15 protein-coding genes and 1 riboswitch are annotated in these 15,398 nt (G+C 68.4%); of the genes, 9 read left to right on the top strand and 6 right to left on the bottom strand.

Going from position 1 to position 15,398, the window contains the following annotated elements:
• The first annotated feature begins 113 nt into the window (after positions 1–113).
• The 4 genes from msrB to K5K93_RS10150 all read left to right on the top strand — a co-directional run bounded on the left by msrB (position 114) and on the right by K5K93_RS10150 (position 4,819).
• On the top strand, positions 114–689 hold the full coding sequence (gene msrB, locus K5K93_RS10135) for a peptide-methionine (R)-S-oxide reductase MsrB (RefSeq protein WP_222390865.1): 576 nt from the start codon (positions 114–116) through the stop codon (positions 687–689).
• A gap of 2 nt (positions 690–691) precedes the next feature.
• Complete coding sequence (locus K5K93_RS10140) at positions 692–2,455, top strand: cytochrome c biogenesis protein DipZ (protein ID WP_222390867.1); 1,764 nt, start codon at positions 692–694, stop codon at positions 2,453–2,455.
• Positions 2,456–2,469: 14 nt separating this feature from the next.
• The gene (gene msrA, locus K5K93_RS10145) at positions 2,470–3,207 is read left to right on the top strand and encodes a peptide-methionine (S)-S-oxide reductase MsrA (RefSeq protein WP_222390869.1); all 738 of its coding nucleotides are present in this window, start codon (positions 2,470–2,472) and stop codon (positions 3,205–3,207) included.
• Positions 3,208–3,376: 169 nt separating this feature from the next.
• A complete protein-coding gene (locus K5K93_RS10150; RefSeq protein WP_093821402.1) occupies positions 3,377–4,819 on the top strand; it encodes a PLP-dependent aminotransferase family protein in 1,443 nt (480 codons plus the stop codon).
• A gap of 82 nt (positions 4,820–4,901) precedes the next feature.
• Here K5K93_RS10150 and bioD read toward each other — a convergent pair whose 3' ends face one another.
• A complete protein-coding gene (gene bioD / locus K5K93_RS10155) occupies positions 4,902–5,588 on the bottom strand; it encodes a dethiobiotin synthase (RefSeq protein ID WP_222390872.1) in 687 nt (228 codons plus the stop codon).
• A gap of 67 nt (positions 5,589–5,655) precedes the next feature.
• Here bioD and K5K93_RS10160 point away from each other — a divergent pair, with 67 nt between their 5' ends.
• On the top strand, positions 5,656–6,138 hold the full coding sequence (locus tag K5K93_RS10160) for a GAF domain-containing protein (protein ID WP_025878430.1): 483 nt from the start codon (positions 5,656–5,658) through the stop codon (positions 6,136–6,138).
• A complete protein-coding gene (locus K5K93_RS10165) occupies positions 6,135–6,497 on the top strand; it encodes a TfoX/Sxy family protein (RefSeq protein ID WP_222390874.1) in 363 nt (120 codons plus the stop codon). The genes K5K93_RS10160 and K5K93_RS10165 overlap by 4 nt, the downstream gene beginning before the upstream one ends.
• Positions 6,498–6,639: 142 nt before the next feature.
• Here K5K93_RS10165 and K5K93_RS10170 read toward each other — a convergent pair whose 3' ends face one another.
• Entirely contained in the window at positions 6,640–7,218 is a 579-nt protein-coding gene (locus tag K5K93_RS10170) for a histidine phosphatase family protein (RefSeq protein WP_059065880.1), read from the bottom strand.
• 176 nt (positions 7,219–7,394) lie between these two features.
• Positions 7,395–7,616, top strand: a riboswitch (cobalamin riboswitch).
• A gap of 116 nt (positions 7,617–7,732) precedes the next feature.
• On the opposite strand from K5K93_RS10170, the gene btuB reads away from it, so the two are divergent.
• Positions 7,733–9,574 (top strand): TonB-dependent vitamin B12 receptor, encoded by a 1,842-nt coding sequence (gene btuB, locus K5K93_RS10175; RefSeq protein WP_222390875.1) that lies wholly within the window; start codon positions 7,733–7,735, stop codon positions 9,572–9,574.
• Between the two features lie 78 nt (positions 9,575–9,652).
• On the opposite strand, the gene gph is transcribed toward btuB, so the two are convergent.
• Genes gph through K5K93_RS10190 form a run of 3 tightly spaced genes read right to left on the bottom strand, consistent with a single transcriptional unit; the run spans position 9,653 to position 12,089 of the window.
• A complete protein-coding gene (gph, locus tag K5K93_RS10180) occupies positions 9,653–10,321 on the bottom strand; it encodes a phosphoglycolate phosphatase (protein ID WP_222391043.1) in 669 nt (222 codons plus the stop codon).
• A gap of 50 nt (positions 10,322–10,371) precedes the next feature.
• Positions 10,372–11,163: a class I SAM-dependent methyltransferase gene (locus K5K93_RS10185; protein ID WP_222390876.1), complete on the bottom strand. Its 792-nt coding sequence runs from the start codon at positions 11,161–11,163 to the stop codon at positions 10,372–10,374.
• Complete coding sequence (locus K5K93_RS10190) at positions 11,160–12,089, bottom strand: LysR family transcriptional regulator (protein ID WP_093821390.1); 930 nt, start codon at positions 12,087–12,089, stop codon at positions 11,160–11,162. Before K5K93_RS10190 ends, K5K93_RS10185 begins: the two co-directional genes overlap by 4 nt.
• A gap of 106 nt (positions 12,090–12,195) precedes the next feature.
• Here K5K93_RS10190 and K5K93_RS10195 point away from each other — a divergent pair, with 106 nt between their 5' ends.
• Entirely contained in the window at positions 12,196–12,834 is a 639-nt protein-coding gene (locus K5K93_RS10195) for an NAD(P)H-binding protein (RefSeq protein WP_033830261.1), read from the top strand.
• A gap of 173 nt (positions 12,835–13,007) precedes the next feature.
• Positions 13,008–13,919, top strand: a complete 912-nt coding sequence (locus tag K5K93_RS10200) for an MBL fold metallo-hydrolase (protein WP_222390877.1) — start codon at positions 13,008–13,010, stop codon at positions 13,917–13,919.
• Positions 13,920–14,201: 282 nt separating this feature from the next.
• On the opposite strand, the gene dinB is transcribed toward K5K93_RS10200, so the two are convergent.
• Complete coding sequence (gene dinB / locus K5K93_RS10205; RefSeq protein ID WP_222390878.1) at positions 14,202–15,296, bottom strand: DNA polymerase IV; 1,095 nt, start codon at positions 15,294–15,296, stop codon at positions 14,202–14,204.
• Between the last annotated feature and the right edge of the window lie 102 nt (positions 15,297–15,398).

Consider the following 15,398-nt stretch of genomic DNA (forward strand, 5'->3'; position numbering starts at 1 on the left):
GCATTGTGGCGCGGGAGCGGCGTGGATACCTCACGAAAAATTGAATCCTGCGTGAGGATTCGTTGACCGGAGGGGGCGCAGCATGGCCCCGTCGCCCCTTCCCGGAGTCCACCATGTCCCTCACCCGCCGCCATCTGCTGGGCCTGGGCGGTGCTGTCACCGCCGCCGGCCTGCTGGGCCTGGGCGCGTGCAGCCGCGCGGCCCCGGCCGCTGCCGAGGCACGGCCTGCGCGACAGTTCGAGGTGGTCCGCAGCGATGCCGAGTGGCGCCGGCTGCTGAGCCCGGCGCAGTACGCCGTGCTGCGCCAGCAGGCCACCGAGCGCCCCTGGAGCAGTCCGCTGAACAAGGAACATCGGCAGGGCACGTTCGCCTGTGCCGGCTGTGCGTTGCCGCTGTTCTCTTCGTCCACCAAGTTCGAAAGCCACACCGGCTGGCCCAGCTTCTGGGCGCCGCTGCACAACGCCATCGGCGAGGACCGTGACACCACCTTCGGCATGTTGCGGGTGGAAGCACATTGCCGCCGCTGTGGCGGCCACCTCGGCCACGTGTTCAACGACGGCCCGCGGCCGACCGGGCTGCGCTACTGCATGAACGGCGCCGCGATGGCGTTCATGCCCGGGACTGCGCATCAGGACGCCGCTGGCGGCTGGCGCGTGCCGGTCGGTTCTTCCCCTGCTTCTGGAGCCTGATGATGCTGCTGTTGCTGCTTGCCTATCTCGGCGGCGTGCTGACCCTGCTCAGCCCGTGCATCCTGCCGGTGCTGCCGTTCGTGTTCGCACGCGCTGATCGTCCTTTCCTGCGCAGCACCCTGCCGCTGCTGCTGGGCATGGCACTGACCTTCACCGTGGTCGCCAGCCTGGCGGCGGTCGGCAGCCAGTGGGTGGCGCAGGCCAACCAGGTCGGCCGCTGGGTGGCGTTGGTACTGATGGCGGTGTTCGCCATCGCGCTGCTGTGGCCGACCCTGGCCGACCACCTGCTGGCGCCGTTCCAGCGCATCGGCGCGCGCCTGAGCGCACGTGCCGACGCCGCGGATGCGGCTGGCCGTGGCGGCGCCGGGACCTCGCTGCTGATCGGCATCGCCACTGGCCTGCTGTGGGCACCCTGCGCCGGTCCGATCCTCGGCCTGGTGCTGACCGGTGCGGCCCTGAACGGCGCCAGTGCCGGCACCAGTTCGCTGTTGCTGGCCTACGCGCTGGGCGCCGTGACCGCACTGGCGCTGGCGGTGTGGGTGGGCGGCCGTGTGTTCCGCGCACTGCAGGCCCGGCTCGGCCTGGGCAATGTGGTGCGCCGGGTGCTCGGCGTGGCCGCGCTGCTGGCAGTGGTGGCGATCGGCCTGGGCTGGGACACCGGCCTGCTGACCCGCCTGTCCGCAGTCAGTACCGCACGCATCGAACAGGGCCTGCTCGATGCCGTGCCCGGCACGCAGCCGGCAGCACCACCGATGATGATGATGGCAGCCGGCCAGGCAGGCGCGCCGCTGCCGGTGGAAGGAACGCTGCCCACGCTGGACGGCGCCACCGGGTGGCTCAACAGCCCGCCGCTGAGCCGAGAGCAGCTGCATGGCAAGGTCGTGCTGATCGACTTCTGGACCTATTCCTGCATCAACTGCCTGCGTGCGATGCCGTTCGTGCACGAGTGGGCACAGCGCTACCGCGACCATGGCCTGGTGGTGATCGGCGTGCACACCCCGGAATTCGCGTTCGAGCGCGACCCGCGCAACGTGATGAAGGCCGTGCAGCAGCTGAAGGTCCAGTACCCGGTCGCGCTCGACAACCAGTATGCGATCTGGCGCGCGTTCAACAACCGCTACTGGCCGGCGCACTACTTCGTCGATGCGCAGGGCAACATCCGTGGCCACCAGTTCGGCGAGGGCAACTACGCGCACTCCGAACAGGTGATCCGCCGCCTGCTGGTGGAAGCCGGGCAGACCGACCTGCCACCACCTGCTGATCCGGCCGCGGCTGACCTGCAGGGCGTGGCCACGCAGGCCGACATGGGCAACCTGCGCTCGCCGGAAACCTACCTGGGTCACGCACGTGCCGAGCAGTTCGCCTCGCCGGGCGGGCAGCGCGCCGACGCAGCATTCGGCTACACGCTGCCGTCCACCCTGGCGCTGAACCAGTGGGGCCTGTCCGGACAGTGGCGGGTCAACGATGAGGCTGCACAACTGCAGCAGGCCGGCGGCCGCATTGCGTTCCAGTTCCACGCCCGCGACCTGCATCTGGTGCTGGCACCGGGCGAGGACGGCAAGCCGGTGCGCTTCCGCGTGCTGCTCGATGGCAAGCCACTGCCTGCGGCCGATGCCGGCGCCGACGTGGCCGCCGATGGCACCGGCACCGTCAACGAGCACCGCCTGTACCAGCTGATCCGCCAGCGCGGCCCGATCAGTCCGCATCGTTTCGAGATCGAATTCCTCGACGCAGGCGTGCAGGCCTACGCCTTCACCTTCGGTTGAACCGGGAGCACACGATGAAACTCTCCTTTGAACAGGGCATTGCCGCCGGCGTCGCCGGCCTGGTCGCCACCGCGCTGGTCGCGGGTGTGCTGCTGGTGGACCACAGCGCGATCGCCGCCCCGGCCGAGCCCACCGCGCAGCGGCAGCCACTGCCTGCGCCCAGCGGCGATGCGGCGTTCCGCGATGACGCCAGCCACGCCAGCGTGGTCTTCGCCGGCGGTTGTTTCTGGGGCGTGCAGGGCGTGTTCCAGCACGTAAAAGGGGTGAGCAACGCGGTGTCCGGTTACATCGGAGGCAGTGCCGCCGACGCCCGCTATGAACGCGTCAGCAGTGGCCGCACCGGCCACGCCGAAGCGGTGAAGGTGGACTACGACCCACGCCAGGTCAGCTATGGGCAGTTGATGCAGGTGTTCTTCTCGGTGGTGCACGACCCGACCCAGCTCAACCGCCAGGGGCCCGATCATGGCAGCCAGTACCGCTCGGCTATCTACGTCGAAGACGCGCGCCAGCAGGCGGCAAGCCGTGCGTACATCGGCCAGCTCGGCCAGGCGGGCAGCTACCGCGCGCCGATCGTGACCCAGGTGAGCAGCGGCCAGCGCTTCTACCCGGCCGAGAGTTACCACCAGAACTACATGAGCAACTACCCGCAGGCCGCGTACATCCGCTACTACGACGCGCCCAAGCTGACCGCGCTGGGCAAGCAGTTCCCGGCGTTGTACCGCCGCGATCCCGCGTTGGTGCCGATGCGCTGACACCCCATGGTGGTGCCGGCCGCTGGCCGCCACCACGGCATGAAAAAGACGCACGGCCACAGGGCCGTGCGCTTGGGAAGTATCGACCCGGCCCCGATCAGGCCCGGCCGACAACGACATGCTAGGCTCGTCAGCATCATGGGTACAGAACCAGATGCGGGCCGGGTCGATGGATACAGAAGACACCACCACGATGATTCCTCCCCGCTACCAGCGGCTGTCGGACGAGCTGGCTGAAGCCATCCACGGCGGGCGCCTGCCGGTCGGCAGCCGGCTGCCGTCGCTGCGGCAGATGGCATCACAGCGCCAGCTCAGCCTGAACACCGTGATCGCGGCCTACCGTCAGCTGGAAGACGCCGGTCTGGTCATTCCGCGGCCCAAGGCCGGCTTCGAAGTCGCGCCGCGACTGTCGGTTCCGCAGCGCTCGCTGCGCGATGCGCCGTCCGCGCCCACCGCCCCGCTGCAGCAGGTGCTGATGGCGCGGGTGCTGGAAGCGCAGCGGCGCCCCGGCGTGATCGACCTCGCCTTTGCCGGCCCGCGCGGGCGCCAGTTCTACCCGGGTGCGCAGCTGGCCCGGCACACCGCGCAGGTACTTCGCCATGGCCAGCAGACCGTGGAGACCTACGCCCGCCCCAATGGATCGCCACGCCTGCTGGCGCAGATCGTGCGGCGTGGCCCGCGGATGGGCCTGCATACCCACCCCGAACGCCTGCTGCTGACCCATGGTGCGATGGAAGCACTGCAACTGGCACTGCGCGCGGTCACCCAACCCGGCGATGCGGTGGGAATCGAAGCACCCTCGTACTTCAACCTGTATCCGCTGCTGACCACGCTGGGCCTGCAGCCGATCGAACTGCCCACCCATCCGCAGCGCGGCCTGGACGTGGATGCGCTGGAAGCATTGCTGCAGCACACCCCTCTTGCGGCGCTGGTGGTGATGCCGACCGTGCACAACCCGCTGGGCTGCACGATGCCGATCGCCGACAAGCAGCGCCTGGCCGAACTGGTCAACGCACGCCAGCTGCCGCTGATCGAAGACGCGGTGTATGCCGAACTGCAGTTCAGCGAGCCGCCGGCGCCGTTGCTGAAGGCGTTCGACCGCGACGGTTGGGTGATGGTGGTCGGTGGATTCTCGAAAACGCTGGCACCGGACTACCGCATCGGCTGGCTCGATGGCGGCCGCTTCGCCGAACGCATCGCGCTGCTCAAATTCCAGTCCACCGGCGGCGAACCGCAGCTGCTCGGTGATGCGGTGGCGGCCTACCTGGAAGCCGGCAGCTACGAGCACCACCTGCATCGCATGCGCCGGTTGTACCGCGAACAGGTCGGTCGCCTGCGGCAGCTGGTGGCCGAACATTTCCCGGCCGGCACCTGCGCCACCGAGCCGCAGGGAGGGTTCCTGCTGTGGCTGGAGCTGCCTGGCGTAGACACCCGGGAGCTGTTCGAGCGCGCATTGGCAGAGGACATCGTGTTCATGCCGGGCCAGGTGTATTCGCGTGGCGCGCGCTACCGGCATTGCCTGCGGTTGTCGTGCTGCCAGACCCTGGACGCGCGCTTCATCGCTGCGGTGGAACGGTTGGGTGCGATCGCACGGGAGCTGGTGGCGCGCTGATTGATCGGTAGCGCCGGGCCATGCCCGGCGAGCGCACCGCGTGGCGGCCAGAAAATCCGCCGGGCATGGCCCGGCGCTACCATCACGCGCTGTGCAGATACGCGCTCAACGCTTCTCCATCGGCGCCCGGCAGATGCGGCAGCCGGCCCCAGCAGGGCATCGGCAGACGCTGCTGCAAGGTCGCGAAATTCTCATCCTGGCGCTGCATCGACGGATCGATGTGGTTGCCGATCCAGCCCAGGCACTCCACGCCACTGGCCTGCAGCGCGTGTGCGGTCAACCGCGCATGGTTGACGCAGCCCAGGCGCATGCCGACCACCAGCACCACCGGCAGCCGCAGCGCACGTACCAGGTCAAGCTGGTCCAGCTGCGCCGACAACGGCGCCAGCCAGCCGCCCACGCCTTCGACCACCACCACGTCAGCCTGTGCGCGCAGGCGTTCGAAGGCCGCCACGATCGGGGCCAGTTCGATGCGCACGCCATCTTCTGCGGCCGCCAGTTCGGGCGCCAACGGCTGGCGCAATGCGTAGGGGTTCAGATCGGCGTAGTCAGGCACCGGCAGGCTGGCGGCCTGCAATGCCAGCGCGTCGTCGTTGCGCAGCCCCTGCCCCGCGTCATGGCTGCCGCTGGCCACCGGCTTCATGCCCACCGCGCGCAGGCCGCGCCGGCGCAGCGCGTGCAGCAGCGCGGTACTGGCGGCGGTCTTGCCGATCTCGGTATCGGTACCGGTGACGAACAGGGCCGTCGGCAACGTGGCAGGCAGGGACATCACAGGCTCCAGCAGGGCAGCAGAGCCCCCATTATCGCTGGCCCGGCACGCTTGCTAGACTGCGGCCATGTTCGCCAACGCCTCGCTCACCGGCAGCAAGCCGGAACAATACGCCCAGCTGCTGGAACAGGCCCGTGGCCTGGTCTACGGCGAGTCCGACCGCATCGCCAATGCGGCCAACCTCGCTGCACTGGTCTACCACGCCCTGCCCGACCTGAACTGGGTGGGCTTCTACCTGTATGACGGCAAGGAACTGGTGGTCGGTCCGTTCCAGGGCCTGCCGGCCTGCGTACGCATTCCGCTGGACAAGGGCGTGTGCGGTGCGGCCGCCAGCCAGCGCGTCACCCAGCGGATCGAAGATGTGGACGCCTTCCCCGGCCATATCGCCTGCGACGCCGCATCGCGCTCGGAACTGGTGGTGCCGTTGCTCCGCGGTGGGGAGCTGATCGGTGTGTTCGATATCGACAGCCCGGTCGTCGGCCGCTTCGATGCCGAGGACCAGGCCGGCCTGGAAGCCATCGCCGAGGTGTTCGTCGGGGCGTTGGCGTGAGCGCGGTCAAGCTGCGCAACATCGGCCCGAAGAGTGCGGCATGGCTGCGGCAGGTGGGCCTGCGCAGCCGTGAGGACCTGGTTGCCACCGGTGCCGTCGGTGCCTTCGTCAAGGTCAAGCGTGCCGGCTTCAAGCCCAGCCTCAACCTGCTGTATTCGCTGGAAGGTGCGCTGCTGGACTGCCACTGGCAGGAATTGAGCGAACCGCAGCGTACGGCGCTGGTGCAGGACTACGAAGCACGAATCGCCGTGCATCCGCTGAAGGCGGCAGGTCCGGCCTCGGGCCCGGTGCATGAGCAGCGCTTCGACGCCGAGGATGATGGCGAAGAAAGCGCGGCCGAAAGCGCCGACGAGGATTGAGGCCTCCGCGTTGCTGGGAATGCCGGCCAGCGGCCGGCACCACCACCGTGATGCGCGATCGGTAGCGCCGGGCCATGCCCGGCGAGCGCGTAGCGCGGGTGATGTGGAATCCCCCGGGCATGGCCCGGCGCTACCGGATTCGTCAGGGTTGCTGCAGCTCCAGCAGCTCGCCCACCAGCCCCGCTTCACCGCGCTCGACCCACACGCGCAGGCGCGTGCCGTGGTCGATGCGCAGCGCCCAGCACAGCGACATCGGCAGGCCGCACACCAGCGACAGCACCATGCGCAGCGGGCCGCCGTGGCTGACCACGACCGTCGGTGGCGGGTCGTCGTCATCCAGCAGGCGATCCAGCGCGCGTGCGATGCGCCGTTCGAAGTGGCCCCAGCTTTCGCCATGCGGCGGCGGAAACGCGTGCGGATCGGCGTGGAACGCGGCCAACGCCTCTTCCGGCAGATCGAACAATGACTGGCCATCCCAGTCACCGAAATCCAGCTCTTCCCACTCCTCGTCGGCCTCAACATCCAGCGCGCGCGGTGTGGCCAGTGCCATCGCCGTATGCAGCGAGCGCAGGCGCGGCGAACTGATCACCCGTTCCCACGACTGCCCGGCATAGGCATCGACCAGCTCCTGCGGCAGGCGGGCCAGCTGCGGCGGATCGCTGCGGCCATCGAGGAACTCATCACGACCGTTGCCGGCATGGCGGACCAGGTCGAGGATCATGCGCGTGCCCAGTCAGGGCGGCGCGGGAACAGCGGAAAACAGACGGACATCGGCAACGGCACCACGATAATTCGAGCTGCATTCTAGGCGCTGGCGCAGGTCTGCTGCACCGTGCAGGTGCATCCGCGCCTCGCCAGTAGCGCAGGTTCACTGCTACGGGCCGGCCGCGATGCCGTAGACTGCGCGCACTTCCAGGTGACCTGCGGCCCTGCCGGCAGGTTGAAACGGGAAGCCGGTGACGCGTGACAACACGCCATGCCGGCGCTGCCCCCGCAACGGTAAGCACGTCAGTTCCAGGCAACCCGCCACTGTGCCGCAGGCATGGGAAGGCGCCTGGACGGTGGCCTCGGGCCACCCGGCGGCGAGCCCGGAGACCGGCCCGGAAGCCTCAGGTCGCGATGCGGTGGGCATGGCGCTGGTTGTCTGCGGCGATGGCTGCGGCATCGGCGCGTGCCTGCCTGTTGTGACTCCTCCCCTTCGCTGCGCGGGCGTGCGCGGCACCTGGAGTCCCCCGATGAAACTGCAGTCCCGAATGCTGTCCCTGGCCGTGCTGGCCGCACTTCCTGCCTTGGCCCTGGCCGATGATGGCGCCGCCGACCTCGACCAGGTGCTGGTCACCGCCACCCGCACGCCGATCGCCCTGCAGGACAGCATTGCGCCTGCGCAGGTGATCGACCGCGCGCAGATCGAATCCAGCCAGGCCACCTCCCTGCAGGAACTGCTTCGGGGCCGCGCCGGCATCAACCTGACCAACGCCGGTGGCCTGGGCAAGCAGAGCTCGCTGTTCCTGCGTGGCACCAATTCCTCGCACACCGTGGTGCTGGTCGATGGCGTGCGCATCAACAGCGCCGACCTCGGCCTGGCGATGTACCAGGATCTGCCGCTGGCACAGATCGAGCGCGTGGAAATCGTGCGCGGCCCGCAGTCCAGCCTGTACGGTGCCGACGCCATCGGCGGCGTGATCCAGATCTTCACCCGCCGCAACCAGGGTGATTTCGCTCCGCACTTCCAGCTGGGCGGCGGCAGCAATGGCCTGCGTGAAGCCAGCGGTGGCATCGGTGGCGGCACCGAACGCGGCTGGTTCGGTGCCGACATCGCCTACCAGCATTCGGATGGCATCGATGCCTGCCGCGGTTCGGCCACGCTGTTTACCGGCTGCTTCGCCGATGAACCCGACCGCGATGGCTACCGCAACCTGTCCAAGAGCCTGCGCGGTGGTTACAACCTGAGCGACGAGTGGACCGTGGAAGGCAGCGCCCTGCGTGCCGACGGCAAGAACCACTACGACGGCTACTACAACTACTCCGAGACCCGCCAGCAGGTGCTGGCCGGCAAGGTGCGCTACACCCCGTCCGAACAGTTGACGCTGACCGCCAACGTCGGGCGCAGCGACAACGAGTCCGACAACTTCGGTGATTTCGGTGCACGCGGCAGCGCACAGACGCACCGCGACAGCGCTTCGCTGCAGGCCGACATCGGTGTTGCCGAAGGCCAGCTGCTCAGCACCGGCGTGGACTGGAGCGAGGACAACCTGGATGGCAGCAGCGCCGGTTACCTGGTCGACAGCCGTCGCAACACCGGCGTATTCCTGCAGTACCAGGCGCGCTTCGGCCGTCACCAGCTGCAGGCCAGCGCACGCAATGATGACAACCAGCAGTTCGGCAACCATGCCACCGGCAGCCTCGGCTGGGCGATGGAGCTGGGCCACGGCCTGCGCGTCAACGCCAGCTACGGCACCGCGTTCAAGGCACCGACCTTCAGCGACCTGTACGACCCGTGGAGCGGCGTGCCGACGCTGGACCCGGAGAAGTCCAGGAGTGCCAACCTCGGCATCTCGCAGCAGGGCCAGGGCTGGCGCTGGGGCCTGGACGTGTACGAAACCCGCATCGATGACCTGATCACCTACGACGCGGCCACCTTCCGCATGCAGCAGGTCGAAAAGGCACGCATCCGCGGTGCGGAATTGACCGGCGGCGCCACCGTGGCCGGCTTCGACATCAACGCGCAGCTGAGTTTCACCGACCCGCGCAACCGCACCAACGGCAGCGCGCAGTTCGACAACTGGCTGGCACGCCGTGCGCAGCAGACCGCGCGCCTGGACATCGATCGCCGCTTCGGCGACTTCCGCACCGGCCTGACCGTACAGGGCGCGGGCAAGCGCTACGACGATGCCGCCAACGCGGTGAAGGTCGGCGGCTACGGCACGCTGGACCTGCGCGCCGAATACGCGCTGACCCCGGCATGGTCGGTGCTGGCGCGGGTGGCCAATGTGTTCGACCGCGAGTACGAAACCGTGGCGTGGTTCAACCAGCCAGGCCGCGAATATCAGCTGAGCGTGCGTTACCAGCCCAGGTAAGTGGTAGCGCCGGGCCATGCCCGGCGTCGGGGCGCCAGATCGAAGGGCCGCCGGGCATGGCCCGGCGCTACCGGCGGGTCAGATCGCCGATACCGCAGCCAATCCCGGCAGTTCACGCAGGTCGTCGATTACCGCGACGGCCTGCGCGTTTTCCAGGTCCAGTCCTCGCGGATAGCCGTAGCGCACCAGCGCGATCGGCATGCCGGCGTCCTCGGCAGCACGATAGTCGGTGAGCGAATCGCCAACCATCAGGCACGCGTCGACGGGCAGTTCGAAGTGCGCGGCGATATGCCGCAACGGCTCACCACTGGGCTTGCGCTGAGGCAGCGAATCACCACCCAGCACCAGCGCAAAGGCATCGGCGATGCCCAGGTGCTGCAGCAACGGCGGCACCAGCGCGGCCGGCTTGTTGGTGCAGATGGCCAGCGGCACGTTCAACGCGCGCAACTGTGCCAGCGCGTCCACTACGCCAGCGAACAGCTGCGGGCTGCGCAGCAGGCATTGGCGGTAATGGACCATGAAGGTCGGCATCACCGCTGCCAGATCGATCTGACGCCCGGCGGCCTGCACGGCCTGTTCGACCAGCCGGCGCACGCCGTCGCCGATCCAGCCCAGCACGGTGGCTTCGGGTACGCGCGCCAGGCCGATGTCTTCCAGCGTGCGGTTCAGTGCTTCGGCGATATCGGCGGCGCTGTCGACCAGCGTGCCATCGAGGTCGAACACGACCAGCGGATAGGGATACGACAAGGGACGGCTCACTCGTGCAACGTGGGGCCGTCCATTGTACGCCCGCGTCTTCAGCCGATCCGGCGTGCGCGGGTGGCCAGGAAGGTCGGCAGGTAACGGTCGATCAGGAAGCGCGGCTGCGGCTGCCAGTCTTCCATGAAGCGGTCGATGACGAACCCGGCATCCAGCTGCCCGGCGATCAGATCCCCCAGGCTGTGGCCGAATGTCAGCGCTTCGCCACGGGCCAGCTTGGCCTCGCGCGCGGCGGGCTCCAGGTCTTCCAGGTCGGAATAGGGAATCGCGTACTGCGGGCGGATCAGGCCCTGCTCGCTCAGCTGTGCATCACGCGCGGCAACGAACACCACCGGATTGTAGAAGCTGGCCATCAGCAGGCCATCGCGTGCCAGCACCCGGCGGCACTCGGCCCACACCGGACGCACGTCGGGCACGTACAGGTTCGAGATGGGATGGAACACCACATCGAAGCTGTCGTTGGCAAAGGCCTGCAGATCACGCATGTCACCCTGCACGGTGCGCAGCGACAGACCATCGCGGTCGGCGACGGCGCGGTCCTGCGCCAGCTGCCCGTCGGAAAGGTCGAACACGGTCACCTCAGCGCCTGCTGCGGCAAGCACGGGTGCCTGTTGGCCACCGGCCGAGGCCAGGCACAGGATGCGCCTGCCACGCACATCGCCCAGCCAATCCAGCGGCAACGCACGCGGCGTCAGGTGTACCTGCCAGCGTCCCTCGCGTGCGGCGGCAATCGTTCCGGCATCCGCCGGTCGCGACCACTCGCGCACCTCGCTGGCCTGGCGGTCCCAGGCAGCACGGTTGTGGTCGATCAACGCCTGTCCATGGTTCATGGGTTCTCCTTGCGCGAAGGGCGCCAGTCCAGATCCTGGAAGGCCGGGCTGGCGAAGCACTCGGCGAGGAAATCCAGGAATCGCCGCATGATAACGGGCTGTTGCCGGCGCGAGGCGTACACGGCATGAATGCCCAGCTCGTCCAGGCTGTACTCGGGCAGCAGTTCGATCAGCTCACCACTGCGCAGCAACGGCGCGACCTGGTAGGTCGGCAACATGGCGATGCCGGCATTGGCGCGCACCGCCTCCAGCAACAGCGATGCTTCATTGGCACTGATGTTGCCGCCCACCGCCACCGACAACGAGCGTCCTTCGCGATGCAGCTGCCACAGGCTTCTGCCGACGTAGTGATGGGTCAGGCAGTTGTGCGCGGCGAGATGTTCGGGCGCGGTCGGCGTGCCACGCGCCTGCAGGTAGGCCGGCGTCGCGCACAGCACCGAACGGCAGATCGCCAAACGACGTGCGATCAGGCTGGGGTCGATCTGCCGCGCGATGCGCACAGCCAGGTCGACGCGCTCCTCCACCAGGTTGACCATGCGGTCGACCAGCAGCAGTTCGATGCGTGCGGCCGGATGGCGCTGCACGAAGGCGGCTACCGCACGCGCCAGATGGCTCTGCCCGAACGACACGCTGGCGGTGATGCGCAGCGTGCCGTGTGGCTCGGGATCGTCGCTGGCCAGCTCTCCCTGCAGCTCCTCGCCGATCGCCAGCATCTGCCGGAACCGCGCCAGCGCGGCTTCACCGGCCCCGGTCAGGCTGACCCGCCGCGTGGTCCGGTGCAGCAGCCGCGCGCCCAGCCAGCCCTCCACCTCGGCCAGGTAGCGGCTGACCATGGCCCGCGACATGTCCAGCACCTCGGCGGCGGCGGTCAGGCTGCCGCGCTCGGCAACTTCGACGAACACGGTCATGGCGGTCAATCGGTCCATCTGCTCGATCCATGCAACAAACAAGCGCGTTATACGCTGTTTTTCGAGCGACTGCAGCGGCCTACAGTGGCCCCATTCCCAGCCACCACCCCCACGGAGTCCTGCCATGAAGATCGCCCTCGTCGGTGCCACCGGCAACATCGGCCGCCAGATTGCCCGCCACGCGCTGGCCAACGGCCATCAACTGACCGTCATCGTGCGCAGCGCGCAGGACCTGCCGGCCGAGCTGGCCGGCGCCCATCCGGTCATCGCCTCGCTGGATGACCAGGACGCCCTGGTCGCCGCCATCACCGGCCACGATGTGCTGGCCAGCGCCTACGGCCCGCGCCCGGGCGACGACATCGGTCGCGTCGGCGAGGTTGCCGCACAACTGGCCAACGCCGCCCGCAAGGCCAACGTGCCGCGCCTGGTCGTGGTCGGCGGCGCCGGCAGCCTGGAAGTCGCCCCCGGCGTGCAGCTGGTCGACACCCCCACCTTCCCGGAGGCCTACAAGCCCTACGCGCTTGCCCACCGTGAAGCGTTCAACCGCCTGCAGGCGGTGGACGACCTGGACTGGACCTTCTTCTCGCCGGCCGCCGAAATCGGCCCAGGTGAAGAGCGTGGGCAGTACCGCGTGCAGCCCAAGGCCTTCCTCGCCGATGCCAGCGGCCACAGCCGCATCAGCTACGCCGACTACGGCGCCGCGTTCGTCGCCGAACTGGAAGCGCACAAGCACCCCAGGCAGATCATCACAGCGGCGTACTGATCACGCACTCGCCGGCCTGACCGCCCGCCGGGCGTGGCCCGGCGCTACCCACCTGTAAAGCCGAAGGCAACGGCAGGAGCCGTTGCCAACGTCGCTTGCGACGGCCCGTAGGGGGCCGGGCAAGGACCCCCGGCATAGCCCACGCTCGGCTCGACACCCCAAGGACACCTCCCATGCGTACTGCTGCTCTGCTGCTTCCTCTCGCGCTGGCTGCCAGCTTCAGCAGCGCCCCGCTGCTGGCCGCACCTGCCGCGCCTGCACCCGCCAGCGCTGCCACATCCCAGCTGCGCCTGCACACCTTCCATCCTGGACCGCAGGCAATGTTCCCGGTGTCCTCGGTGCTGATCGAAGGGCGCAACGACGCGATCCTGGTCAACGCGCAGTTTGCTGCCGGCGATGCACGCCGGCTGGTCGAGCAGATCCGTGCCAGCGGCAAGCGGCTGACCACCATCTACATCAGCCATGGCGATCCGGACTACTACTTCGGGCTGGCCACCATGCAGGATGCGTTCCCGCAGGCGCGCATCGTCGCCACCGCGCAGACGGTGGCGCACATCCGTGAATCCCAGGCCGGCAAGCTGGCGTACTGGGGGCCGAAGATGGGCGCCGACGCTCCCGCACGCATCGTGGTGCCCTCGGTGCTGGAAGGCGATGCACTGCAGCTGGAAGGGCAGCGCCTGCCGTTGATCGGCCTGGATGGCCCGACGCCGGACCGCAGCGTGCTGTGGGTGCCGTCGCTGCGCGCGATCGTCGGTGGCATTCCGGTGGTGGCCGGCGAGCACGTGTGGATGGCCGATACGCAGACGTCGCAGTCGCATGCCGATTGGCTGCGCACGCTGCAGCAGCTGCAAGCGCTGAAGCCGAAAGTGGTGGTGCCCGGTCATTACGCGGAGGGTGCGCCACTGGATGCCAGTGCATTGCGCTTCACTGCGGATTACATCCGTGCCTTCGATGTTGAAACCGCCAAGGCCAAGGACAGCGCTGCGTTGGTGAAGGCGATGCGGGCGCGCTATCCGCAGCTGGCGGGTGTGGCGTCGCTGGAGTTGAGTGCGAAGGTGGCCAAGGGCGAGATGCAGTGGCCGTAAGGTAGGGGGGTTCTTTTGCAGGGCTGCGCCCTGCACCCGCAGAGGCAACTGCAACAGCAGAAGCAACAGCAGAGGCTGGTTTTCTGAGGGTTAGCGGGGTGGGTCCGGTTGCGGGGGACGCCGTGAATACGTCCATGTAGGCTCGGTCGCGCCATCCATGGCGCTCACGCCCCCGCAACCGGACCCACCCCGCCTTCGACAGGTTCCCGCTGCTGTTGGTGGGTGCTGACCGTTGGTCGGCACGCGGCTGTTGGTAGGTGTCGACCTTGGTCGACACATGTATCAGGTCCGTGGGGAATCGTTCGTTGCGTGCTCGAACAGTTCGCCCTGCACCACGGCTTCCTTTTCGCGGAAGCCGCCGAGGCCGACGCCGACCAGGCGATAGCGGGTGTCGGCGGGTAGATCTACGCGGGCGCGCAATGAAAGTGCGATGTCGCGCAGTTCTTCCATCGACTCGGGCGGGCGTTCGGGGGTGAAGCTGCGGGTTAGGATGCGGAACTGCGCGGTCTTCAGTTTCAGCACCACGGTGTGGCCGATGCGTTCGGTCTTGCGCGTGGCCTGCCAGGTCTTCCCGGCCAGCTGCACGATCGCTTCGCCCAGGTCTTCCAGCAGCAGGTCCTCGGCGAAGGTGTCCTCCGAAGAGATCGACTGCACCTGCTGGTCAGGCTCCACCGGCCGCTCGTCGACACCGCGCGCGCGGTTGTACAGGCTGCGGCCGAAGCTGCCGAAGGCGTCTTCCAGGTCCGGCAGCGTCCATTGCCGCAGGTCGCCGCAGGTGACGATGCCGCGCGCCGCCAGCTTGCCTTCCATCACCTTGCCCACGCCAGGCACGCGGTTCACCGGCAGCGGCAGCAGGAATGCGTCCACCCGCTGCGGCGGAATCACGAACTGGCCGTCGGGCTTGCGCCAGTCCGAGGCGATCTTGGCCAGGAACTTGTTCGGCGCGATCCCGGCTGAAGCGGTCAGGTTGGTTTCCTCGCGGATCTGCGCGCGGATGGTGCGGGCGATGTCGGTGGCCAGTTCGATGCCACTCTTCGGCTCGGTCACGTCCAGGTAGGCCTCGTCCAGGGACAACGGCTCGACCAGGTCGGTATGGCGCAGGAAGATCTCGCGCACGTGGCGCGACACCGCCTTGTAACGCGCGAAGTCCGGCGGCACGAAGACCGCGTCCGGGCACAGGCGCTCGGCGCGCAGTGCCGGCATCGCCGAACGCACGCCGAACACGCGCGCCTCGTACGAAGCGGCACACACCACTGAACGCGCACCGCGCCATGCCACCACCACCGGCTTGCCGCGCAGTGACGGATCGTCACGCTGCTCCACCGACGCGTAGAAGGCGTCCATGTCGACGTGGATGATCTTGCGCAGTGCGTTCATGGTTGGCCCACATGATACCCGCACCGTACCGGTCCAGACGCCGAAGTATGGTCGTTGTGCATCAACGGGATGCGTGGTTTCAGCTGAAAACACTACGCACGC

It is taken from the genome of Stenotrophomonas sp. DR822 (assembly GCF_019793815.1).
Classification (GTDB): Bacteria; Pseudomonadota; Gammaproteobacteria; order Xanthomonadales; family Xanthomonadaceae; genus Stenotrophomonas; species Stenotrophomonas indicatrix.

What these genes read in the sequence shown, in the direction of transcription:
- K5K93_RS10200 (WP_222390877.1), top strand. Translation starts at nt 13,008, where the DNA reads ATGCGTACTGCTGCTCTGCTGCTTCCTCTCGCGCTGGCTGCCAGCTTC.
- K5K93_RS10140 (WP_222390867.1), top strand. Translation starts at nt 692, where the DNA reads ATGCTGCTGTTGCTGCTTGCCTATCTCGGCGGCGTGCTGACCCTGCTC.
- K5K93_RS10150 (WP_093821402.1), top strand. Translation starts at nt 3,377, where the DNA reads ATGGATACAGAAGACACCACCACGATGATTCCTCCCCGCTACCAGCGG.
- K5K93_RS10170 (WP_059065880.1), bottom strand. Translation starts at nt 7,218, where the DNA reads ATGATCCTCGACCTGGTCCGCCATGCCGGCAACGGTCGTGATGAGTTC.
- K5K93_RS10160 (WP_025878430.1), top strand. Translation starts at nt 5,656, where the DNA reads ATGTTCGCCAACGCCTCGCTCACCGGCAGCAAGCCGGAACAATACGCC.
- K5K93_RS10190 (WP_093821390.1), bottom strand. Translation starts at nt 12,089, where the DNA reads ATGGACCGATTGACCGCCATGACCGTGTTCGTCGAAGTTGCCGAGCGC.
- btuB (WP_222390875.1), top strand. Translation starts at nt 7,733, where the DNA reads ATGAAACTGCAGTCCCGAATGCTGTCCCTGGCCGTGCTGGCCGCACTT.
- dinB (WP_222390878.1), bottom strand. Translation starts at nt 15,296, where the DNA reads ATGAACGCACTGCGCAAGATCATCCACGTCGACATGGACGCCTTCTAC.
- bioD (WP_222390872.1), bottom strand. Translation starts at nt 5,588, where the DNA reads ATGTCCCTGCCTGCCACGTTGCCGACGGCCCTGTTCGTCACCGGTACC.
- msrA (WP_222390869.1), top strand. Translation starts at nt 2,470, where the DNA reads ATGAAACTCTCCTTTGAACAGGGCATTGCCGCCGGCGTCGCCGGCCTG.
- K5K93_RS10185 (WP_222390876.1), bottom strand. Translation starts at nt 11,163, where the DNA reads ATGAACCATGGACAGGCGTTGATCGACCACAACCGTGCTGCCTGGGAC.
- msrB (WP_222390865.1), top strand. Translation starts at nt 114, where the DNA reads ATGTCCCTCACCCGCCGCCATCTGCTGGGCCTGGGCGGTGCTGTCACC.
- K5K93_RS10195 (WP_033830261.1), top strand. Translation starts at nt 12,196, where the DNA reads ATGAAGATCGCCCTCGTCGGTGCCACCGGCAACATCGGCCGCCAGATT.